This is a genomic window from Acrocarpospora corrugata (genome assembly GCF_009687845.1).
GTDB lineage: Bacteria > Actinomycetota > Actinomycetes > Streptosporangiales > Streptosporangiaceae > Acrocarpospora > Acrocarpospora corrugata.
This window is the reverse complement of record NZ_BLAD01000036.1, coordinates 20,563-41,995: the sequence shown is the minus strand read 5'-3', so window position 1 is coordinate 41,995 and position 21,433 is coordinate 20,563. Positions and strand designations below refer to the sequence as shown.

Sequence of the window (21,433 nt, the reverse complement as noted above, 5' to 3'; positions counted from 1 at the left end):
CCGGGGCAGATCGGCCTGACAGGCTGACCGGAAAGACCGGAACGTGTTCCAGGAGTGATGACCGTGCAGGGACCTCTCGATGACGTCGTCGTGCTCGACCTGTCCCGCGCGCTGGCCGGACCGCACGCGGCCCAGATGCTCGGCGACCTGGGCGCACACGTGATCAAGGTGGAGCACCCGGACGGGGACGAGTCCCGGGGCTGGGGCCCGCCCTTCGTCGGCCCGGAAGGCGATATTTCGACATACTTTCTGGCGGCGAACCGGAACAAGCAGTCGATCACCGTCGATCTGAAGACCGACGAGGGCCGGGTCCTGGTCGAGCGGCTGGTGCGCCGCAGCGACGTGCTCATCGAGAACTTCCGCACCGGGGTGCTCGCCCGGCTCGGCTTCGGGGACGACCGCCTGCGCGAGCTCAACCCCCGCCTGATCCTGCTGTCGATCACCGGGTTCGGCCACGACGGCCCCGAGGGCGGGCGGCCCGGCTACGACCAGATCGCCCAGGGCGAAGCCGGCCTGATGTCGCTCACGGGCACGCCGGGCGAGCCGTACCGGGTCGGCGCGTCCATCGCCGACCTGCTCGCCGGCATTCACGGCGCGTACGGCGTGCTGGCCGCACTCCACGAACGCGGCCGCACCGGCAGGGGCACCGTCGTGCGCACCTCACTCCTGGCCTCCGTCGTCGGCGTGCACTCCTACCACGGCACATCCTGGACGGTGGGCGGCAGACTCCCGGTCGCCAACGGCAACCACCACGCCTCGATCGCCCCCTACGGCGCCTTCCACTGCGCCGACGGCATGCTCCAGATCGCCGCCGCGAACGACGGACAGTGGCGCAAGGTCGCCCAGCTACTAGACATAGAACCCAATATCCCGAAATATGCGACCAACAGGGAAAGATTTGCGCATCGGGATGAGTTGATCTCCGATATGGAGAAGGCCCTGGCCGCACACGATCGCGCACACTGGCTGTCCGCGCTCGCCGCCCTAGGCGTTCCCGCCGGAGCCATCCGCACCATCGACGAGGTCTACGGCTGGGACCAGGTCCGCTCGCAGGGCCTGCTCGTCGAAGTCGACCACCCCGCCCTCGGCCCGATCACGCTGCCCGGCCCGCCGCTCCGCTTCGACGGCCACCCCGCCCGGGACCACACCCCGCCGCCCGCCCTCGGCCAGGACAACGCGACCGTTCTCACCTGGCTGGAAGCCCAGGAGACCGGCGCGGGAGGTTCGCCTACGTGATCAACCGGCATCCGGACAAAGAGACTCAGCGAGTCGCGCGGCCCGACGCCCGCGCGCTGATCGCCGCCGTGCTCGACCCCGGGACCTGGACCTCCTGGGACGAGCCGCCGACCGACACCGCGCCGCCGGGCTCCGAATACGCGGAGGAGCTGGCCGGGGCGAGGGCCAAGACCGGCTACGACGAGGCGGTGATCACCGGCGCCGGCCTGCTCGGCGGGCGGCGGGTCGCGGTGGTGGCGTGCGAGTTCTCCTTCCTGGCCGGCTCGATCGGGGTCGCGGCGGCGGATCGGCTGGTCCGGGCGATCGAGCGGGCGACCGCGGAACGGCTGCCGCTGCTCGCGGCTCCGGCCAGCGGGGGCACCCGGATGCAGGAGGGGGCGCTCGCGTTCATCCAGATGGTCAAGATCACCACCGCCGTGTCGGCGCACCGGGCGGCGCGGCTGCCCTATGTCGTGTATCTCCGGCACCCCACGACGGGGGGCGTGCTCGCCTCCTGGGGTTCGCTCGGCCACGTCACCGCCGCGGAACCGGGCGCGATGATCGGTTTCCTCGGGCCGCGGGTCTTCGAGTCGCTGTACGGCTATCCGTTCCCCGAAGGCGTACAGGTCGCGGAGAACCTGTTCGCCCACGGTCTGGTCGACGCGGTCGTGTCGGCGGCCGACGCCCGGGAGATCGCCATCCGCGCGCTGGCGGTCCTCTGCCCGTCCGAACGCGACGGGATCCTGCCGGAACCGGAGGAATCGCGCGCCGACGTCGGGGCCTGGCAGGCGATCATGAGCTCCCGGCGGGACGACCGGCCGGGCGTCCGTACCCTGCTCAGATGCGCCGCGACGGACGTCACGCCGCTGCACGGCACCGGCGCGGGGGAGAACGACCCGGGGCTGCTGCTGGCGCTGGCCAGATTCGGGAGCGCGCCCGCCGTCGTGCTCGGGCAGGACCGGCGCAGCCAGCGGGCGGGCGGGCCGCTCGGCCCGGCGGGGCTGCGGGTGGCGCGGCGGGGCATGCACCTGGCCGCCGAACTCGGCCTGCCGCTGGTCACGGTGATCGACACCGCCGGGGCCGCGCTGTCGAAGGCGGCCGAGGAGGGCGGCCTGGCCGGGGAGATCGCCCGATCCCTGGCCGACCTGGTCATGCTGGACGCGCCCACGGTCTGCCTGCTGCTCGGCGAAGGCGCGGGCGGCGCCGCGCTGGCCCTGCTGCCGGCGGACCGGGTGCTCTGCGCCCAGCACGCCTGGCTCTCCCCGCTGCCGCCGGAGGGCGCGTCCGCGATCCTCTACCGCACGGTCGACTTCGCCCCGGAGATCGCCCAGGCCCAGGGCGTGCGCGCGATGGATCTGAAGCGGGACGGCATCGTGGACCGGATCATCCCCGAGTCGCCCGACGCCGCCTACGAGCAGCAGGCGTTCTGCGAACGGGTGGCCAGGACGCTGGAGTACGAGATCACCGGCCTGCTCGCGCAGGACCCGGCTGACCGGCTCGCGATCCGCCTCGCCCGTTACCGGAACCTCGGCTCGCCGTAGCGGTTCAGCCGCACGGGATGGAGATGCGCTCCACCCGGATGGCCTGCACCTCGTCCCTGGGCACGACCACCTCGTACGCGCCGTGATCCACCAGCCAGTAGCCGAGGGCCTCCGCCTTGATGCCGCTGTGCCCGGTGTAGGCGATGTGCAGGCCGCCGTTCTCCGCGCTCTCGTCCTCGTCCAGGACCAGGCAGGGCTCGCCGCCGAAGGCGCCCACCGTGCGCAGCAGCGTCAGCTGCTCCAGGTCCTTGACGTTGACCGCCAGCCGCCAGTAGCCGCGCCCGCGCTCGAAGCCCTCCGCGGGCGTCTCGCTGAACAGCACCACGTCGTCCCCGCCTGGGCCGATGGCCGCGGGATAGGTCTGCGCGCGGTACCGGGCGACGAAGCCCAGACCGGCCGGTTCGAGGTCGTTGTCGGTCATGCCGCCGGCCGCCAGGAGAGGCCGTCGAAGGCCGCGAACGGCCGTTCCCCGGCTTTGGTGATGTGCACGATCTCGGCGCCCGCCGGGATCGGCATCGGCATCGTGTGGAACTGCGGCACGACATGCTCCCGTGAGGCGGTGAAGCCGTTCCCGGCGAATGGGGGTGAATCGTTCCAGTCACCACCCATGTGCGATCCGTACGGAACGACGTAGGTGTCGATATCGCGGGCCACCCAGCGCATGAGGTAGAGCTCGGGCACGGCGGAGGTCAGCTCGGAGCCCTCGAAGGTCAGGTCGAGGGCGTCCACGATGGCGCGCGGGGAGGTCAGCCGTTCGCAGTCCTGGACCCGGTAGACATACCCCGAGATGATCGTCCGCTTGCCCGCCAGGTACGGCACGAGCAGACGCGGCGGGATCACCTTCTGCATCCACGTGCTGTTCCCAGGCTCGCTCATGACGATTAGTTTACGATCCAGTGACCCCAAGTCTGCGATGTTCAAGGGACGGAAGGGTCTTACGCACACTTTCCGTCCGTACCTTGTCGATCTTTCCGGTCCGGACGCCGGCGGCAGGCCCGAGATCGTGCGCGGTCACGCCGAGCGGGTCGATGAGCAGGCTCCGGCCGACGCCCCAGCCGTCCTCGTGCGGGGGCTGCCCGACCGCGATCGTCCACATCGTGTTCTCGATCGCGCGGGCCCGGTTGAGCGTCACCCAGTGCTCTTCCTTGAACGGCCCGTTCGCCCACGCGGCGATCACCGCGAACGCCTCCGCGCCCCGGTCCACCAGGGCCCGCGCGAGTTCGGGGAAGCGCAGGTCGTAGCAGGTGATCAGCCCCACCCGGAGGCCGCCGAGCTCCACCACCACCGGGCCGTCGCCGGGCTCCACCACGTCGGATTCGCGGGCGCCGAAGGAGTCGAACAGGTGGATCTTCCGGTAGGCGGCGACCAGTTCGCCGTTGGCGTCGATTGCCACCGCCGTGTTGCGCACCCGCGCCCCGGCCGGTTCGAAGGTGCCCGCGATCAGCGCGGTGCCGGCGTCCCTGGCGGCTTCCCTGAGCCCGTGCACGAACGGGCCGTCCAGCGGCTCGGCCCGGTCCAGGATGCCCCGGCCGAACCGGGTCAGCGTGGCTTCGGGGAAGACGGCCAGGTCGGCTTCCGGGGCTGACGCCAGGGCGTCACGTACAGACTCCAGATTGGTCTTGGGGTCGTGGTCGATCGAGATCTGGCAGAGCGCTACGCGGGTCACGTGCCTGAGTGTGCCCGTTCGGGACCAGTTCCCACCAGGTCAGGCACCGCCAGATCCACTCAAGCGGCCCATACCGGAACCGGGCCAGCCACCAGTAGGCGAACACCCACTGCACGGCCAGCGTGGCCACGGTCACGATGATGATGCCGGCCGCCGTCTGCGGGCGCGCCAGCAGGATCACGGCCGTGCTGGACAGGTACGCGGTCAGCGCGATCTTGCCCAGCGGCTCGAACACCCGGGGACGCAGCAGCAGGAACGCGCTCGCGTAGGCCGCCGCCCCGAACACGCACGCCGCCAGGTAGCTCACGTCCGCCCAGGCGAACAGCGCCGCCAGGGCCGCGCAGACCAGGAAGAACACCACGTTCGGCCGGACCGCGTCGAACTCCACCACGGCCAGGCCGAGCAGGAACAGCCCGGCGATGAGCGTCCACGGATCGCCGGTGACCAGCGACACCAGGGTGACCGCGATCCCCAGCGGCAGCTGCGCCAGCCGCGGCAGGTAGCTCGCCGGAACCAGGGCGATCGCCCCGAAGATGGCGTACGGCACCAGCACTTCGCCCGGATTGAACACCCAGTGCGCCGCGCCGAACAGCGCCAGCACGGCGAGCCGCCGCAGCATGATCAGCCGGTTCGGGTGCGCCCGCACGAACAGCGCGAAGCTCATCCCGAACAGGAAGGAGAAGATCGGATAGAACCGGCCCTGCACGATGTTCGACATCGCCCAGTCGAGTTCGGGCGGGCGGGGGGAATGCTGCCAGGTGTTGACCAGCATGATCCCGCAGATCGCGAAACCGCGGAGCGCGTCAAGCTCACGAATTCGGGTGGCCATCCGACCAGAGTAAGTTGTGATCGTGCTTGTGGGACGGATGCGGGAATTCGGTACAACCGTTTTCGCCGAGATGACGGCATTGGCCGTGCGAACCGGTGCGATCAACCTGGGCCAGGGATTCCCGGACGAGGACGGGCCTCCCGCCATGCTAGACCGCGCCGTCGAGGCGATCAGGGGCGGCCTCAACCAGTACCCGCCGGGGCCGGGCGTGTCGGAACTCCGGCAGGCCATCGCCGACCACCAGAAGGTCCGGTACGGCCTGGCCTACGACCCCGACAGCGAGATCCTGGTCACCGTGGGGGCCACCGAGGCGATCACCGCCAGCGTGCTGGCGCTCTGCGAGCCGGGCAGCGAAGTGATCGTCTTCGAGCCGTACTACGACTCGTATCCGGCGGCGATCGCGATGGCCGGGGCGGTGCGCAGGGCCGTACCGCTTCGGGTGGAGGCGGGCCGGTTCGCGTTCGACCCCGCGGAGCTGCGGTCGGCGGTGACCCCGAAGACCCGGGCGATCCTGGTCAACTCCCCGCACAACCCCACCGGGACCGTGTTCACCCCGGCCGAGCTGGCGGCCATCGCCGCACTGTGCCGGGAGCACGACCTGATCGCGATCACCGACGAGGTCTACGAGCACCTCACCTTCGACGACATCCCGCACGTGCCGCTGGCCACCCTGCCCGGCATGCGGGAGCGGACCGTGACGATCTCCTCGGCCGGGAAGACCTTCTCCGTCACCGGCTGGAAGACCGGCTGGATCTGCGCCGCGCCCGAGCTGATCCGGGCGATTCAGACGGTGAAGCAGTTCCTGACCTTCACCGCCGCCGCGCCCTGGCAGCTCGCGGTGGCGTACGCGCTGCGGCACGAACTCGACTGGGTGGGCACGCTCAGGGGCGCGCTCCAGGGCAAGCGCGACCGTCTGATGGCCGGCCTGGCCGCCGCCGGATTCGAGGTGCTCCGCCCGTCCGGCACCTATTTCGTGCAGACCGACATCCGCCCGCTCGGCTTCGCCGACGGCCTGGACCTGACCCGCCGCCTGCCGGAACTCGCCGGAGTCGTCGCCATCCCGACCCAGGTCTTCTACGACGAACCCGAAATGGGCCGCCATTACGTGCGATTCGCCTTCTGCAAGAAGGACGCGGTCATCGACGAGGCCATCGCGCGGCTGAGCCGGCTCGGCTGATTTCCCGGATCGGCCGCGGGCGTCTATGCTCGCACCGCATCCTCACTAAGGAGATCGGCTTGCTTACTGTCGGTGACCGTTTCCCCGAGTATGACCTGACCGCCTGCGTGGCGCTCGACGCCGACGAGGCGTTCGCCGCCATCGACCACAAGACCTACGAGGGCCGCTGGCGGATCGTGTTCTTCTGGCCGAAGGACTTCACCTTTGTCTGCCCGACCGAGATCGCCGAGTTCGGCCGGTTGAACGGCGAGTTCGCCGACCGGGACGCGCAGGTGCTCGGCGTCTCGACCGACTCCGAGTTCGTCCACCACGCCTGGCGCAAGGACCACCCCGACCTGCGGGATCTGCCGTTCCCGATGCTCTCCGACCTCAAGCGGGAGCTGTCGGAGGCCCTCGGCATCCTCGGGGAGGACGGCGTCGCCCAGCGCGCCACCTTCATCGTCGACCCGAACAACGAGATCCGCTTCACCATGGTGACGGCGGGCTCGGTCGGCCGGAACGTCGAGGAGGTCCTGCGCGTGCTGGACGCGCTCCAGTCCGAGCAGCTGTGCGCGTGCAACTGGAACAGGGGCGACGCCGGGCTGGACCCGGAGAAGCTGCTGGCCGGTTAGAGCTTCCTGCCGACCGCGCCGTAGCCGCCGCGCACTGCCTCGGCGGGGATCGGCTTGTCGGGGCGCCACTCCGATGCCCACACCAGGCCGGGCTCGACCAGATCGAAGCCGTCGAAGAAGCGGGTGACGTCCTCGGCGGTGCGGTTGGTCATCAGCAGCGGGCCGGTGTTGTAGTTCTTGGCCAGCGTGCCCATCGCGTCCGGCTCGAAGTCGGCGGTGAGGTGGGTGATGGCGAGGTAGCTGCCGGGGCAGGTCGCGTCGGTGAACTGCTTGACCGCGCCCCACGGGTCGTCCTCGTCCTTGATGTGCATCAGGGTCCCGATGATGACCACCGCCACCGGCCGGGAGAAGTCGAGGACCTTGTTCACGTCGGGGTGGTCGATGATCGTCCGCGGCTCCCGCAGGTCCGCCTCGATGTAGGTGGTGCGGCCCTCCGGGGTGCTGGTCAGCAGCGCCCGCGCGTGCACCATCACGATGGTGTCGTTGTCCACGTACGCCACCCGGGCGGCGGGATTGACCGACTGGGCCACCTCGTGCGTGTTCCCGGCGGTCGGGATCCCGGTGCCGATGTCGAGGAACTGGTCGATGCCCTGCTCGGCCAGGAACCGGACAGCCCGCCCGAGGAAGGCGCGGTTCTCCCTGGCCCCGACGACCACGCCCGGGGTCGCGGCGACGACGGCCTCGGCCACCTGGCGGTCCGCGGCGTAGTTGTCCTTGCCGCCGAGCCAGTAGTCGTACACCCGGGCCGGATGCGGAACCGACGTGTCGATCTTCGGAGTGGTCATGCGCGGGGCCCCCGAATCTGTGGCGATATTTGCCGAGATCTTAGCCAATAGCAGGAGGTGTGGGAGCGCTTCCACGCCGGAAAACAAGGGGGATTCGCTAAGTTGGCGCTGTTTTGCGATGAAGTCGCCGTGTAAGCGCGCTGAAAGGAGGAAGGGGGAACCTGAGTGGCATGAAGATTTCCGAACGATTTCGCGGACCCGACGGCATGGCCAACGGCGGCTGGGTCGCCGGACTGGCGGCGAGCTACCTGCCGCCAGGACGCACCGTCGAAGTGACGCTGCGCGCCCCCACCCCCTTGGACGCCGACATCCGCATCGAGAAGACCCCCGCCCTGGTCCGTCTGTACGACGAGGACACCCTGCTGGTCGAGGCCCGCCCGGTGGACGACGCACCGGTCCCGCCGCCGGCCATAGAACCCGGCCGGATCTGCGGCGCCTTCGCGGGCGCCGCCGACCATCCCTTCCCCGGTTGCTTCGTCTGCGGCCATCGCGAACCCGGCGACGGCATGCGCATCCACCCGGCGCCCACCGGCCGCCCCGGCGAGGTCGCCATGCTCTGGCACGCTCACCCCGCCCTGGCCGACTGGTCGGCCACCCTGCCGCTGAGCCACGTGTGGGGCGCGCTGGACTGCCCGACCGGCTGGGCCCACCTCACCTCCGGCGGCGCCGCCCTGCTCGGCCGCCTCACGGGCCGGGTCTACGGCTCGATCTTCCCGGACGCCACCTACCTGATCGTGGCCAGGACCGAGGGCAGGGAACGCCGGAAACTGCACGCCTCCGCCGGCATCTACGAGCCCTCCGGACGGCTCGTGGCCGCCAGCCGGGCCACCTGGATCGAGATGACCGGCTGATTCTGATCGTGATGAGGATCACATTTCACTGCCCGTACGGAATGTAACTAGATGGGATGCTGAGAGATGTGATCCGCGCCTACACGTCCTCAGATAACGACCCCTTCGATCGCGGCCACGAGTTCGGCCAGGTCCACGCCACCCAGGTAGCCACAAATGTGCGCATTTACCGGGACATGTTCCAGCGCCATGGCGGGACCAACATCGACCTCGTGGACCTCGGAACCCAAGCACTGAAGGCCATCGAGGCGTGGGCGCCGGAACTGGCCGACGAGATCACCGGCATCGCGGAGGGGGCGCACCTCCCGGTCACCGACATCGCCGCCATCAACGCGCGGACCGAGATCCTGGCCATGCTGGACGGCCGGCCGCGGAGCGAGTGCTCGGCCGTCGTGCTGCTGGGCGAGGATCCGGACAGCGCGCCGGTGGCCGTACAGACCTGGGACTGGACCAGGGAGATGGCGGAGGGCTGGCTGGTCTGGACGATCGAGCACCCGGACGGCAAGACCGTGCACACCCTCACCGAGTACGGCGTGGTCGGCAAGATCGGTGTCAACTCGGCCGGGCTCGGGCTGCTGTTCACCCGGCTGCACCACGAGGACGACGGCGTCCAGGAGACCATCGGGCTGCCGGTGCACGTGGCCGCCCGCCGGGTGCTGGACGAGTGCGTCACCGTCACCTCCGCCGCCTACCTGCTGGCCAGCGCGGACGTGTCGGCCTCCTCCTCGCTCAACCTCGTCTCCTACGGCGTGGCCGAGGGCAAGGCCGCGATCACCGCCGAGCTGCACCCGGGCGGCCCCGGCTGGAGCACGCCCGAGGACGACGGCATGCTCGTGCACACCAACCACTTCCTCGACCCGAGAGTGGCCCCCTACGACCCTTTTCCGCGTCAGCACCCCGGCACGCTGATCCGGCGCGACCTGCTCAGGCGCGGGCTGCGCGGCCAGACCGCCAAACCGGACGCGGACGGGGTCCGCGAGGTCATGTCCCGGCACGCCGGCGGGGTCTGCCACCACACCGCGCCCGGCCACGACGACGACCACATCACGCTGGCCACGGTGGAGCTCGATCTGCCCAACGGCGAGCTGGTGGCCATGGACGGCGGGCCCTGCGGCAGCCGTACTTGGTGAATCTTGCCGAGGGAAATGCCGGTGGTGGGCGAGAGTCGCCCATGCGGGCCGGTAGGGGCCCGGCTAGTTTCGCCATGTGGGTGAACGCGTACTGATCGCTCTCGGCGGGAACGCGATGACGGCGGCCGACGGGAGCGCCGCCCCGGCCGACCAGCTGCGGGCGGTCGGACTCGCCATGGGCCACGTCGCCGCCCTCATCGGGACCGGGCACCAGGTGGTGCTCACCCACGGCAACGGGCCGCAGGTGGGCAACATCCTGCTGAAGAACCAGCTGACCGCGCACGTGGTGCCGCCGGTGCCGCTGGACTGGTGCGGGGCGCAGACCCAGGGCACCATCGGCATGATGATCATGAACGCGCTCGATCCGATCCCGGTCGCGGTGGTGGTCACCAGGACCCTCGTCGACCCGGCGGATCCCGCCTTCGCCGATCCGGTCAAGCCGATCGGGCAGTACTTCCCCGAGGACGAGGCCCGGCGGTTCGAGCAGCTCGGGCAGAGCTGGCGGAAGTTCGATCGCGGCTGGCGGCGGGTGGTCGCCTCGCCCCGGCCGATCGAGATCCTGGACGCGGGCACCGCGGTCACGCTGATGGAGGCGGGGTACACCATCGTCGCCGCCGGAGGCGGGGGAGTGCCGGTGGCCCGGGGGGCCGACGGGCGGCTGGGCGGGGTCGAGGCGGTCATCGACAAGGACCACGCGGCGGCGGTGCTGGCGCGAGCCGTACGGGCCGGGGTGCTGGTGATCGCCACCGACGTGCCGAACGCCATCCTGGGGTACGGCACCGCTGAACCGCGCCCGATCGGGGCCGTCACGGTCGCGGAACTCCGGGAGCACCAGGCGGCCGGGCACTTCGCCAGCGGCAGCATGGGCCCCAAAGTGGAAGCGGCGCTGCGTTTCGTCGAAGACGGGGGGCAGCGGGCGGTCATCACCTCGCTAGACCACATCAGCGACGCTTTGTCAGGAAATATTGGGACAACGGTAACGGAGAGTTAGATGCCGGATCCTATTGAGGTACGCAAGGTCGCCATCGAGAGTGTCACCGACGCGTCGGGTCTCGCGAAGCTGATCGACGACGGGGTGATCGAGGCGGGCCGCGTGCTCGCGGTGATCGGCAAGACCGAGGGCAACGGCGGGGTGAACGACTACACCCGGATCCTGGCCGACCGGGCGTTCCGGGAGGTGCTCGCGGCGAAGGGGCATCCCGCGCCGGAGAACGTGCCGCTGGTGTGGTCCGGCGGGACCGACGGGGTGCTCAGCCCGCATGCCACCATCTTCGCGACGGTGGATCCGGCCCTGGCCGTACCGAGCGACGAGCCGAGGGTGAGCGTGGGCATCGCGATGAGCGAGGTCATCCTGCCCGAGGACATCGGGCGGCCGGCCATGGTGGAGAAGGTCGCGGCCGGGGTGCGGGAGGCCATGAAGATCGCCGGCATCGACGACCCGGCGGACGTGCACTACGTCCAGACCAAGACCCCGCTGCTGACCCTGTCCACGATCAACGACGCGAAGTCCCGGGGCCACGAGGTGATCACCGAGGAGACCGGCCTCTCCATGGACATCTCCAACTCGACCACCGCGCTCGGCGTCGCCGTCGCCCTCGGCGAGATCGAGATGCCGTCGGCCGAGCAGATCCACAAGGATCTGTCCCTGTTCTCCTCGGTCGCGTCCTGCTCCAGCGGCGTCGAGCTCGACCAGGCGCAGATCGTCGTGGTGGGCAACGTGCGCGGCATCGGCGGGCGCTACCGGGCCGGGCACTCGGTGATGAAGGACGCGCTCGACGCGGACGGGATCTGGGAGGCCATCCGCGACAGCGGCCTCGAACTGCCCGACCGCCCGCACCCCAGCGACCTCGGCGGACGTCTGGTCAACCTGTTCATGAAGTGCGAGGCCGACCCCACCGGCAGCGTGCGCGGCCGCCGCAACATCATGCTCGACGACTCCGACGTGCACTGGCACCGCCAGATCAAGGCCACCGTCGGCGGCGTCGCCGCCAGCGTCACCGGCGACCCCGCGGTCTTCGTCAGCGTCGCCGCCGTCCACCAGGGTCCCAGCGGCGGCGGCCCCGTCATCGCCATCGCCGACCTCGGCTGACCTCCCCGCCGCCCGGCCACCCCCGTCCCGCGGGGCGGCCGGGCTTCAGCCGGGCCGCCTGACCAGGCGGGTAGGCTCCCCAAGCGTGCCCAGCATCCCGAACCCACTCGCCCCGCACGACGACGGCAGCGCCGACCCCGCCGTCACCGCGGCCCTGTCCGCCTTCCAGTCCGGTACGGCCACCGCCGCCGACGTCCTCACGGCGCTGAGCACGGCCCGGCTGCTGGTCCCCGTCGTCGCCCTGCTGACCGAGTCGGAGATCGGCGCGTACGGCCTGCGCCAGGACAAGCAGAGCGAGATGGCCCTCCCCAAACTGATCGGCGCCGACGGCCGCGAAGCCGTCCTCGCCTTCACCAGCTCCGCCGCCCTCCGGCTCTGGCGCCCCGACGCCCGCCCCATCCAGGCCACCACCCCCCAGGTCTGCAAAGCGGCCCTGCACGAATCCGCCGCCGCCGTGATCATCGACGTGGCCGGCCCGATCCCCTTCCCGATCGAAGGCTCCCTCCTGCACGTCCTCACCGCCCTGGAAGACCCATCTTCGCTCAACGACTTGTCTCCACTCGTATCAGACGTTACTATCGCCAAGATGGCCTCCCGTGGCCCGAAATGGCCCCCTAAATGGCTCCGTAGAGTATTTGACTGATTTCGCTGCGCATTTGTCAAAGCCTGTGTCAAGCTCTCGCCCATGAGTAGACTAAGTACCATCGTCCCCATGAGAACCCTCCGCCGCCGCGTCACGGCCCTAGAGGGCTTCGCCGTCCAAACCACCTCCGACCTGGCCGACATCAAAACCGTCCTCGTCAACATCAACGAGAACCTCGGCCAGATCGGCACCCGCCTCGACCACCTCACCCAGGGCCAGGCCGAACTCCGCCAGGGCCAGGTCGACATCCGCTCCGACGTGACCCAACTCCGCCAGGGTCAGGTCCAGCTTCGAGGGGCGGTGGCCGACCTCCGGAACGACGTAACAGAGCTTCGCGAGGGTCAGGCTGAGCTCCGGCAGGGTCAGACCGAACTCCGAGCGGAAGTAACCGAACTCCGGCAGGGTCAGACCGAACTCCGAGCGGAAGTAACCGAACTCCGGCAGGGTCAGGCCGAACTTCGAGCCGACGTCAACGAGATTCGCACCGACGTGGTGCAGCTTCGGCAGGGTCAGGCGGATCTCTATCGGGGTCAGACCGAGCTTCGGCAGAGCATGACGGGGCTGCGGGCCGATGTGGCCGAGCTTCGGGAAGGCCAGGAGGATCTCCGGTCCGGCGTCAACGTCGTGCTCGGGGAGGTCGACGGGCTCAAGGCGTGGCGCGAGGAGCTTCATCCGCGGTTTCTGAAGCTGCTGGCCCGGTCCGAAGGCACGGGGCTGAGCGCTTAGCGCGTAGATGTGGGCGTGACCGCCTCCGGTCTTGTGGCCGGGGGCGGTTTCTTGTTGATGGGGATCGGTGACATCGTCGGTGCGGGGCGGGTTAAGGTCGCCGGGTGTCGGTGGTGGTTGCGGGTGGGCTGGCGGTGGCCGGGGTGGTCGCCGGTGGGTACGCGCGGGCGCTGGCGGAGGGGTTCGAGCCGGCGACCGAGGATGTGCGGGGGGAAGCCAGGGAAGCCGTGCTGGGGGCGGTCCGGGGGTGGCCGGTGCCTCGGGCGCCCTATTTGGTCGAAGCGGCGACGGGGCTGGTCTTCGGGGTTCTGGGGTGGCGGTTCGGGGGGAGTCCGCTGCTGTTCGCGATGGTCTATGCCGCGTTCATGGGGGTTGTGCTCGCGGTAGTGGATTGGCGGACCTGGCGGTTGCCGGATGCGGTGACCCTGCCGTCGTACCTGGTGGTGATCGGGCTTCTGGCGCCGACCGGGCAGTTGCTGGTGGGGCTGGCCTGTGGGCTGGCGCTGGGTGGGATTTATCTCATTCTTTGGCTTGGGCGGCCCACGGGGATCGGGCTGGGGGATGTGAAGCTGGCGGGCGTGCTGGGGATCGTGACTGGGGCGGTGGGCGTCAACGCGGCGATCGTCGCCGGGGTGGGGGCGCACGTGCTGGGAGCGCTGTACGCGATCGGCCTTCTGGTGACGAAGAAGGGCGACCGCAAGAGCGAGTTCCCTTTCGGGCCTTTCATGATCATTGCGGCGTTCGTGGCCGTGGTTGTCGAGGCGTAGGAAAGATTCGACTGTCTTGACAGGTGAGAGGAACGGCGGTCGCAGTCTGGGACGCATGGAAGACTTGGTGTCATGCTGCGCTGGTTGACCGCCGGGGAGTCCCATGGCCCCGAACTCGTCGCGATCCTCGAAGGGCTGCCCGCCGGGGTCGAGGTGACCACGGCCGAACTCGCCGAGGCCCTCCGCCGCCGCCGGCTCGGTTACGGGCGCGGCGCCCGGATGAAGTTCGAACAGGACGAGGTCTCCGTCGTCGGCGGGCTCCGGCACGGCCGGACCCTCGGCTCACCCGTCGCCATCCGGATCGGCAACACCGAATGGCCGAAATGGGAGACCGTCATGTCGGCCGACCCGGTCGATCCGGCCCTGCTGGAAGGCGTCGCCCGTAACGCGCCCCGCTCCCGCCCCCGCCCCGGCCACGCCGACCTCGCCGGCATGCAGAAATACGGCTTCGACGACGCCCGCCCCGTCCTGGACCGGGCCAGCGCCCGCGAGACCGCGGCCCGGGTGGCTCTCGGCCAGGTCGCCAAGAACTTCCTCAAGCAGGCGCTCGGCGTGGAGATCGTCAGCCACGTCCTGTCCATCGGCGGCGCCGCGAGCCCCTCGATCGACCTGCCAAGCCCCGCCGACCTGGCCGCGATCGACGAGGACCCGGTCCGCTGCTTCGACCCCGACGGCAGCGCCGCCATGATCGCGGAGATCGACAAGGCCCACAAGGAGGGCGACACCCTCGGCGGCGTCGTCGAAGTGGTCACCTACGGCCTGCCGCCCGGCCTCGGCAGCTACACCCACTGGGACCGCCGCCTCGACTCCCGCCTGGCGGGCGCCCTCATGGGCATCCAGGCGATCAAGGGCGTCGCCCTCGGCGACGGCTTCGAGACCGCCCGCCGCCCCGGCTCCCGCGCCCACGACGAGATCGAGAACACCGCGTCCGGGGTGCGGCGGATCACCAACCGGGCCGGCGGCGTCGAAGGCGGCATGACCAACGGCGAACCGCTCCGGGTCAGCGCCGCGATGAAGCCCATCTCCACCGTGCCCCGTGCCCTGGCCACGATCGACGTCCTGACCGGCGAAGCCGCCAAGGCCCACCACGAACGCTCCGATGTCTGCGCCGTCCCCGCCGCCGCCATCGTCGCCGAGGCGATGGTCGCCCTGATCGTCGCCGACGCGGCCCTGGAGAAGTTCGGCGGCGACTCCGTCGAGGAGGTCGCCCGCAACCTCTCCGGCTACCTCTCCTCGATGGTCATCAAGTAAGGTAAATGATCATGAATTCGGTACGGCGCGCACCGTTGGCCGTTCTCATCGGCCCTCCCGGCTCCGGCAAGACCACCGTCGGCACCCTGCTCGCGGAACACCTGGGCGTCCCCTTCCGCGACACCGACGCCGACATCGAGGCCACCGCCGGCAAGCCCATCGGCGACATCTTCGTCGAAGACGGCGAAGCCCACTTCCGCACCCTCGAAGCCGCCGCCGTGAGCACGGCACTCACGGAACACACCGGCATCCTCTCCGTCGGCGGCGGCGCCATCCTCAACCCCGCCACCCAGGCCCTCCTCGCCACCCACACCGTCATCTACCTCCGGGTCGCCCTCGACCAGGCGGTCAAACGCGTCGGCCTCGCCTCCGCCCGCCCCCTCCTCGTCCTCAACCCCCGCAGCCAACTCCGCAAACTCATGGAGGAACGCCGCCCCCTCTACGAATCCCTCGCCACCCACACCTTCCCCACCGACGACCGGGACCCCGCCGACCTGGCCACCGAAATCGCCACCACCCTCACCAATTCCGGCCCGTAGACCGCGCGGACGACCTCCTTCGGGGCGGTGGCCCGGCCCGCATGGCCTCTGACGAAGGTGGGGCGGTGGTCCGGCTCTGATCCTCCACCGAGCTGAATGACCTCCTACGAGGTTCAGGCCGGTGGAAAAATGGCTGTTGGTGAGTGTGAGTCGTTGGGTGGAGCGAGGGAGAGGTAGTTGTGACTATTTCGCGGATTCATGTGCGTGGTGACGAGCCCTACGACGTGGTGGTGGGGACCGGGGTGCTCGCGGAGTTGCCTGGGCTGGTGGGGGACGGGGTCAGGACTGTCGCGGTGGTCTGTCCGGCGAGTTTGCCGGAGATCTCGCGGCCGGTCTGTGATGTGCTGACGGTTGCCGGGTATGAGGTTGTGGCGCTGCCGGTGCCGGATGGGGAGCAGGCGAAGACGTCGGATGTCGCCGCGGAGTTGTGGTCGGCGTTTGGGCGGTATGGGATTACTCGGTCGGATGCGGTGGTCGGGGTCGGTGGGGGGGCCACTACCGATCTGGCGGGGTTCGTGGCGGCGACCTGGTTGCGTGGGATCAAGGTGATTCAGGTTCCGACCACGTTGCTGGCGATGGTGGATGCCGCCGTGGGTGGGAAGACGGGCATCAATACGCCGGAGGGGAAGAACCTCGTCGGGGCGTTCTATCCGCCGAAGGGGGTGCTCTGCGATCTGGCGACGCTGGTGAGTGTGCCGCGTGACGACTACGTGGCAGGGCTGGCGGAGATCATCAAGGGTGGGTTCATCGCGGATCCGACGATCCTGATGCTGGTCGAGGACGATCCCGCGGGGGCTCGGGTGCCGGAAGGGACGCACACGCGGGCGTTGATCGAGCGCAAGATCCAGATCAAGGCCGACGTGGTCGGGGCGGATCTGAAGGAGAGCGGCCTGCGGGAGATCCTCAACTATGGGCACACGCTGGCCCATGCGATCGAGCGCGTCGAGAACTACCACATCCGCCATGGCGAGGCCGTCTCGATCGGATTGGTCTACGCGGCCGAGTTGTCCCGCCTGGACGGGAGGATCGGCGACGACATCGTGGACCGCACGCGGTCCATCCTCAGCTCGGTGGGTCTGCCGACCTCGTATCGCAGGGACGCCTGGCCGCAGCTCCGCGAACACATGCGCATCGACAAGAAGAGCCGTGGGGCCAAACTTCGCCTGGTCGTGCTGGACGGCCTCGCCAAGGTGTCCCGCCTTGAAGATCCGTCCGAGGATCTCCTGGAATCGGCCTTCCACCAGATCGCCAGATGATCTTTGTTCGAAAGCACGGACGGCTGTGCGGACTGCATCCGGATCGTGAGCGCGGGAACATAACTCGCGAAAGGTAACCCCCATGGCAGATATGAACATCCCGTTCGAACCAACGCCGATCCACGTAGCCGATGATGTGCTCGACGACCTCAAGTCGCGGCTGCGGCTCACTCGCCTTCCCGTTGACGTGGGCAACGAGGACTGGCGCTACGGCGTCAGTCGCGCCTACCTGGAAGAGCTGGTCGACTACTGGCTCCACGAGTACGACTGGCGCAAGGCCGAGGCCGCGATCAACGCGTATGAGCACTATCGGGTGACTGTGGACGGCGTTCCCGTTCATTTCATGCGCAAGCCGGGTGTGGGCCCCGATCCCGTTCCGCTGATCCTCACCCATGGCTGGCCCTGGACCTTCTGGCACTGGTCCAAGGTGATCGACCCGCTCGCCGACCCTGCCGCCTTCGGTGGCGACCCCGCCGACGCGTTCGACGTCATCGTGCCCTGCCTGCCGGGCTTCGGGTTCTCCACGCCGCTGCCGGACAACCCGGACATGAACTTCTGGAAGGTCGCGGACCTGTGGCACACGCTGATGACCGACGTACTCGGCCATCGGAAGTACGCCGCCGCCGGATGTGACATCGGCGCGCTGGTCACCGGCCAGCTCGGGCACAAGTACGCCGAAGAGCTGCACGCGATCCACATCGGCTCCGGCCAGAAGCTCACCATGTTCAACGGTGACCGCGCCTGGGACCTCAGCGGTGGCCGTCCCATCCCGGACGGCCTGCCGGAGAGCGTGCACAGCCGGATCGTCGAGCTGGATCGCCGCTTCGCCGTGCACCTCGCCGCCCATGTCCTCGGCTCCAGCACCCTCGCCCACGGCCTCAGCGACTCACCCGCCGGCCTGCTCGCCTGGATCCTGGAACGCTGGACCAAGTGGAGCGACAACCACGGCGACGTCGAGACCGTCTTCACCAAGGACGACATCCTCACCCACACCATGATCTTCTGGGTCAACAACGCCATCGGGACCTCCGTGCGCTACTACGCCAACGCGAACCGCTACCCGTGGACCCCGTCCCACGACCGCTGGCCGGTGATCGAAGCCCCGACCGGCATCACCTTCGTCGGATACGAGAACCCACCCGGCATCACCACCGACCAGCGCGTCCAGGACTTCATCAACTCCGAACGCGGACCCTGGTACAACCACGTCAACCTCACCGCACACCACGACGGCGGCCACTTCATCCCCTGGGAAATCCCCGACGCCTGGGTCACCGACCTACGCCACACCTTCCGCAGCCAACGCTGAACTGCCTTCTACCCCGCTGGCCACCTGGCGGAGGCGATCCAACAGCGGTCCTGGGTGAGGATGGCGGTGAGGCGGTCCGTGAAGGGCCGGGGCCTCGAGGATGGCGCGGATGGCGGCGAGTTCGGACCGCGTCCCGCCCGAGGTGGCGCGCGGGGCCTTGCTGTGCCGCGCGATCGTTGTCGTGGTCACGCGTCGCCACTCACGCTGAAGCCGGAAGCCGGAAGCCGGAAGCCGGAAGCCGGAAGCCGGCTGCGGTGGCCTGGCGCACTGCTCCGTGGACGACCAAGTCCTCGATCTGGAACGGCCACCCCGCGGTGCTCCGAGTACGACCGAGTTCTCGGAGTGCATGGTGGCCGTTGTTTCGAGTGTGCTCCCACTCTGCCGATTCCGCCAGGAGTCGGTTTATGCTGCTCGCCCTCGGCGGCTCGATGAAGCCCACCTCGTGCACGCCCTGCAATTGGCGGCCGTCGCCGTCGCGGCCGACGCCGTCGAGGCCGGCGCCGTCGAGGCCGGCGCCGTCGAGGCCGGCGCGCGCGGCGTGGTCTACGGCGCCACATCGTCGAGGCCGGGCGAGTAAATCGATTCCGCCAGGAGTCGGACTACGTTCGACCGGCCGCCTGTGCGGATCTGGAGCCGTTGTGGGCGGTCCTACGTATGGCGGTTCGGCATTAGCGCGTCTTCCGTTGAGCATGTGGTTCGGGGAGGGCGTTCATGGTTGTCGGTGGTGTGGTGGGGTTGGTCTGGCGAGTATGGTCTTGCTCGCCACGAAGTTGGGTGGCGGGGAAGCGGGCGGCGTGCGGTGGTGCGTCGGAGGGTCGGGCAGGAGGCTGCGGTGCGGTCGGTTTTGGTGTTGAATGGGCCGAATTTGGGGCGGCTGGGGAGTCGGGAGCCTGATGTTTATGGGGCTCATAGTTTTGATGATCTTGTGGCGTTGTGTGAGGAGACCGGGCGGGGGCTGGGGCTGTCGGTTGAGGTTCGGCAGACCGACGATGAGGCGGAGATGGTGGGGTGGATTCATGGGGCCGCCGATGGGAAGACGCCGGTGGTGTTGAATCCGGCGGCCTTCACGCACTACTCGTACGCGCTCCGGGACGCGATCTCGCAGCGGACCGCGCCGTTGATCGAGGTGCATATCTCCAATCCGTACGCGCGGGAGGAGTTCCGGCACACGTCTGTGGTGGCGGCGGTGGCGTCGGGGACGATCGCGGGGTTTGGGTTCCAGTCGTATGTGCTGGCGTTGCGGGCTATCGCGGAGGGTGGCAGCTGACACGCGGATGCCCCCCGCTAGGTTGTTACGGGCGGATATGGGGATGGTGAGATGACGCGGTATCGGTCTTTTGTCGCGCTGGGGGATAGTTTCACCGAAGGGTTGAATGACCCGGGGGCGGATGGGCGGTTCCGTGGCTGGGCCGATCGGGTGGCGGAGCGGCTGGCGGTGCTGGAGCCGGGGTTCCGGTATGCGAATCTCGCGGTGCGCGGGAAGCTGATCGATCAGATCGTCGCCGATCAGGTGCCGGAGGCTGTGGGGATGCGGCCGGATCTGATCAGTTTCTGCGCGGGCGGGAACGACCTGCTCCGGCCGGGGAGTGATCCGGATCGGATGGCGAAGAAGGTGGCGGCGGCCGTACGGGATCTGCGGGCGACCGGGGCCGATGTGCTGATGTTCACCGGGGTGGATCCGCGGGATACGCCGATCATGCGGCGGGCCCGGGGGAAGTTCGCGACCTACTACCTGCATCTGCGGTCGATCGCGGATCTGTGCGGATGCCGGATGGTGGATATGTGGTCGATGCAGGGGCTGCGGGACTGGCGGGCGTGGAGTGACGATCGTCTGCACATGAACGAGGACGGTCATCGGATGGTCGCGGCCAGAGTGCTGGATGTGCTCGGGGTGCCGGGTGACGAGGACTGGCGGAAGGTCTGGCCGCCTCGGGAGCGAGTGAACCTTTCAGCGAAGAGCCGTGAGGACGCCCAGTGGCTTCGGGAGCACTTCGGGCCGTGGATCGGGCGGCGGCTGCGGGGGACGTCATCGGGGGACGATGTCATGGCGAAGCGGCCTGAGCTGACGGTTTTCGACGAGCAGGCGGGGGATCCGCGCCAGCTGTGATCACTGGTGGTCCGACGGTGGTCCGATGGTGGCTCCGCGCTGATCTGACGGTGATCCGACCGAACCGACGGTGACCCTCGTGAAAGCGCTCTCTCGGGCGTACGGTGGCCGGATGGAGCTTGCTGAAATCCGGAAATATCCGGTTAAGTCGGTTTCGGGGTTGGTGGTGGATTCCGCGGTTGTGAAGCCCTGGGGGCTCGACGGGGATCGCCGGTGGGCCGTGGTGGACGAGAACGGCAACAATCCCTGGGTCGGGGAGCACCCGAAGTTGCTGTCCGTCGTGGCGAGAGTCACGGACGAAGACGGCCTACTGCTCGACGCTCCCGGATTACCTCAGCTGAAGGTGCCCCCGGCGACCACCGGAGAGAGCGCTCCCGTGAACTTCCTCGACCTGGGCACCGCGCACCTGGCCGACGGCGCAGCGCACGCCTGGTTCTCCCGCCTCCTCGGTAAGCCCGCCCGCCTGATCTGGCTCGACGACCCGCGCCGTCTCCCTGTCTCCCCGGCGCACGGCGGCCTCCCCGGAGATGTCGTCAGCTTCGCCGGGGACGCACCCTTCCTGCTCACCTCCCGCTCGTCCCTCCGCCAACTGGACGACTGGATCCTCGAAGGCGCCCTAGAACGCCAGGAAGACCCGCCCGCCCCGCTCGACATGGCCCGCTTCCGCCCCAGCCTCGTCATCGACGGCGCACCCCCGTACGCCGAGGACAAGTGGCGCGAAATCCGCATCGGCCCCCTCGACTTCCGCGTCACCGAACTCTGCGACCGCTGCGTCACCACCACCTACGACCCGGCCACCCTCGAAAAAGGCAAGGAACCCATCCGCACCCTCGCCCGCCACCGCCGCTGGGACGGCAAAACCTGGTTCGGCATCCGCCTCGTCCCCCGCACCCCAGGCGCACTCCACCTAGGCGACCCGGTCACCATCCTCGCCTGACCGA

At 69.3% G+C, this 21,433-nt stretch carries 24 protein-coding genes; 19 read left to right on the top strand and 5 right to left on the bottom strand.

Going from position 1 to position 21,433, the window contains the following annotated elements; all coding sequences use genetic code 11:
* Window positions 1-57: 57 nt before the first annotated feature.
* Window positions 58-1,236, top strand: a complete 1,179-nt coding sequence (locus Acor_RS02000; protein WP_155334766.1) for a CaiB/BaiF CoA transferase family protein — start codon at window positions 58-60, stop codon at window positions 1,234-1,236.
* Window positions 1,233-2,756, top strand: coding sequence for a carboxyl transferase domain-containing protein (locus Acor_RS01995; protein ID WP_246238355.1), 1,524 nt, complete (start codon window positions 1,233-1,235; stop codon window positions 2,754-2,756). Before Acor_RS02000 ends, Acor_RS01995 begins: the two co-directional genes overlap by 4 nt.
* 4 nt (window positions 2,757-2,760) lie before the next feature.
* Here the strand turns inward: Acor_RS01995 and Acor_RS01990 are convergent, their stop codons facing one another.
* From Acor_RS01990 to Acor_RS01975, 4 genes are read right to left on the bottom strand one after another with little or no spacing between them, the layout of a single operon-like run.
* Window positions 2,761-3,177, bottom strand: coding sequence for a hypothetical protein (locus Acor_RS01990; protein ID WP_155334765.1), 417 nt, complete (start codon window positions 3,175-3,177; stop codon window positions 2,761-2,763).
* Window positions 3,174-3,632 carry a hypothetical protein gene (locus Acor_RS01985; RefSeq protein WP_246238354.1) on the bottom strand — a complete coding sequence of 153 codons (459 nt, stop codon included), beginning with the start codon at window positions 3,630-3,632 and terminating at the stop codon, window positions 3,174-3,176. The genes Acor_RS01990 and Acor_RS01985 overlap by 4 nt, the downstream gene beginning before the upstream one ends.
* Window positions 3,633-3,642: 10 nt before the next feature.
* Window positions 3,643-4,422 (bottom strand): carbon-nitrogen hydrolase family protein, encoded by a 780-nt coding sequence (locus tag Acor_RS01980; RefSeq protein ID WP_155334764.1) that lies wholly within the window; start codon window positions 4,420-4,422, stop codon window positions 3,643-3,645.
* The gene (locus tag Acor_RS01975) at window positions 4,352-5,251 is read right to left on the bottom strand and encodes a DUF418 domain-containing protein (RefSeq protein WP_155334763.1); all 900 of its coding nucleotides are present in this window, start codon (window positions 5,249-5,251) and stop codon (window positions 4,352-4,354) included. Before Acor_RS01975 ends, Acor_RS01980 begins: the two co-directional genes overlap by 71 nt.
* Before the next feature lie 37 nt (window positions 5,252-5,288).
* Between Acor_RS01975 and Acor_RS01970 the strand changes: the two genes are divergently transcribed.
* A complete protein-coding gene (locus Acor_RS01970; RefSeq protein WP_155334762.1) occupies window positions 5,289-6,428 on the top strand; it encodes a pyridoxal phosphate-dependent aminotransferase in 1,140 nt (379 codons plus the stop codon).
* Between the two features lie 59 nt (window positions 6,429-6,487).
* Window positions 6,488-7,039 carry a peroxiredoxin gene (locus Acor_RS01965; RefSeq protein WP_155334761.1) on the top strand — a complete coding sequence of 184 codons (552 nt, stop codon included), beginning with the start codon at window positions 6,488-6,490 and terminating at the stop codon, window positions 7,037-7,039.
* Here the strand turns inward: Acor_RS01965 and Acor_RS01960 are convergent.
* Window positions 7,036-7,824, bottom strand: coding sequence for an SAM-dependent methyltransferase (locus Acor_RS01960; protein WP_155334760.1), 789 nt, complete (start codon window positions 7,822-7,824; stop codon window positions 7,036-7,038). The two genes, Acor_RS01965 and Acor_RS01960, sit on opposite strands and share 4 nt — an antisense overlap.
* Window positions 7,825-7,994: 170 nt before the next feature.
* Here Acor_RS01960 and Acor_RS01955 point away from each other — a divergent pair, with 170 nt between their 5' ends.
* The 15 genes from Acor_RS01955 to Acor_RS01890 all read left to right on the top strand — a co-directional run bounded on the left by Acor_RS01955 (window position 7,995) and on the right by Acor_RS01890 (window position 21,429).
* Window positions 7,995-8,675 (top strand): hypothetical protein, encoded by a 681-nt coding sequence (locus Acor_RS01955; RefSeq protein ID WP_155334759.1) that lies wholly within the window; start codon window positions 7,995-7,997, stop codon window positions 8,673-8,675.
* Between the two features lie 56 nt (window positions 8,676-8,731).
* Entirely contained in the window at window positions 8,732-9,805 is a 1,074-nt protein-coding gene (locus tag Acor_RS01950) for a C45 family autoproteolytic acyltransferase/hydrolase (RefSeq protein ID WP_155334758.1), read from the top strand.
* Between the two features lie 76 nt (window positions 9,806-9,881).
* On the top strand, window positions 9,882-10,796 hold the full coding sequence (locus tag Acor_RS01945; RefSeq protein ID WP_246238353.1) for a carbamate kinase: 915 nt from the start codon (window positions 9,882-9,884) through the stop codon (window positions 10,794-10,796).
* Window positions 10,797-11,894, top strand: a complete 1,098-nt coding sequence (gene bar, locus Acor_RS01940) for a barbiturase (protein ID WP_155334757.1) — start codon at window positions 10,797-10,799, stop codon at window positions 11,892-11,894.
* Between the two features lie 85 nt (window positions 11,895-11,979).
* Window positions 11,980-12,537, top strand: coding sequence for an SseB family protein (locus Acor_RS01935; protein ID WP_155334756.1), 558 nt, complete (start codon window positions 11,980-11,982; stop codon window positions 12,535-12,537).
* A gap of 69 nt (window positions 12,538-12,606) precedes the next feature.
* Complete coding sequence (locus tag Acor_RS01930; RefSeq protein WP_155334755.1) at window positions 12,607-13,263, top strand: hypothetical protein; 657 nt, start codon at window positions 12,607-12,609, stop codon at window positions 13,261-13,263.
* A 104-nt stretch (window positions 13,264-13,367) separates the two neighbouring features.
* Window positions 13,368-14,030: a prepilin peptidase gene (locus Acor_RS01925; protein ID WP_155334754.1), complete on the top strand. Its 663-nt coding sequence runs from the start codon at window positions 13,368-13,370 to the stop codon at window positions 14,028-14,030.
* A gap of 72 nt (window positions 14,031-14,102) precedes the next feature.
* On the top strand, window positions 14,103-15,281 hold the full coding sequence (gene aroC, locus Acor_RS01920) for a chorismate synthase (protein WP_155334753.1): 1,179 nt from the start codon (window positions 14,103-14,105) through the stop codon (window positions 15,279-15,281).
* A gap of 11 nt (window positions 15,282-15,292) precedes the next feature.
* On the top strand, window positions 15,293-15,820 hold the full coding sequence (locus Acor_RS01915; RefSeq protein ID WP_155334752.1) for a shikimate kinase: 528 nt from the start codon (window positions 15,293-15,295) through the stop codon (window positions 15,818-15,820).
* A gap of 179 nt (window positions 15,821-15,999) precedes the next feature.
* On the top strand, window positions 16,000-17,076 hold the full coding sequence (aroB, locus tag Acor_RS01910; protein ID WP_155334751.1) for a 3-dehydroquinate synthase: 1,077 nt from the start codon (window positions 16,000-16,002) through the stop codon (window positions 17,074-17,076).
* Between the two features lie 82 nt (window positions 17,077-17,158).
* A complete protein-coding gene (locus Acor_RS01905; protein ID WP_155334750.1) occupies window positions 17,159-18,385 on the top strand; it encodes an epoxide hydrolase family protein in 1,227 nt (408 codons plus the stop codon).
* Between the two features lie 442 nt (window positions 18,386-18,827).
* Window positions 18,828-18,962 (top strand): hypothetical protein, encoded by a 135-nt coding sequence (locus Acor_RS45310; protein WP_281353132.1) that lies wholly within the window; start codon window positions 18,828-18,830, stop codon window positions 18,960-18,962.
* Between the two features lie 255 nt (window positions 18,963-19,217).
* Window positions 19,218-19,652: a type II 3-dehydroquinate dehydratase gene (aroQ, locus tag Acor_RS01900; protein ID WP_155334749.1), complete on the top strand. Its 435-nt coding sequence runs from the start codon at window positions 19,218-19,220 to the stop codon at window positions 19,650-19,652.
* Between the two features lie 51 nt (window positions 19,653-19,703).
* The gene (locus Acor_RS01895; RefSeq protein WP_155334748.1) at window positions 19,704-20,492 is read left to right on the top strand and encodes an SGNH/GDSL hydrolase family protein; all 789 of its coding nucleotides are present in this window, start codon (window positions 19,704-19,706) and stop codon (window positions 20,490-20,492) included.
* Between the two features lie 112 nt (window positions 20,493-20,604).
* The gene (locus tag Acor_RS01890) at window positions 20,605-21,429 is read left to right on the top strand and encodes an MOSC domain-containing protein (RefSeq protein WP_155334747.1); all 825 of its coding nucleotides are present in this window, start codon (window positions 20,605-20,607) and stop codon (window positions 21,427-21,429) included.
* The last annotated feature ends 4 nt before the right edge of the window (window positions 21,430-21,433 follow it).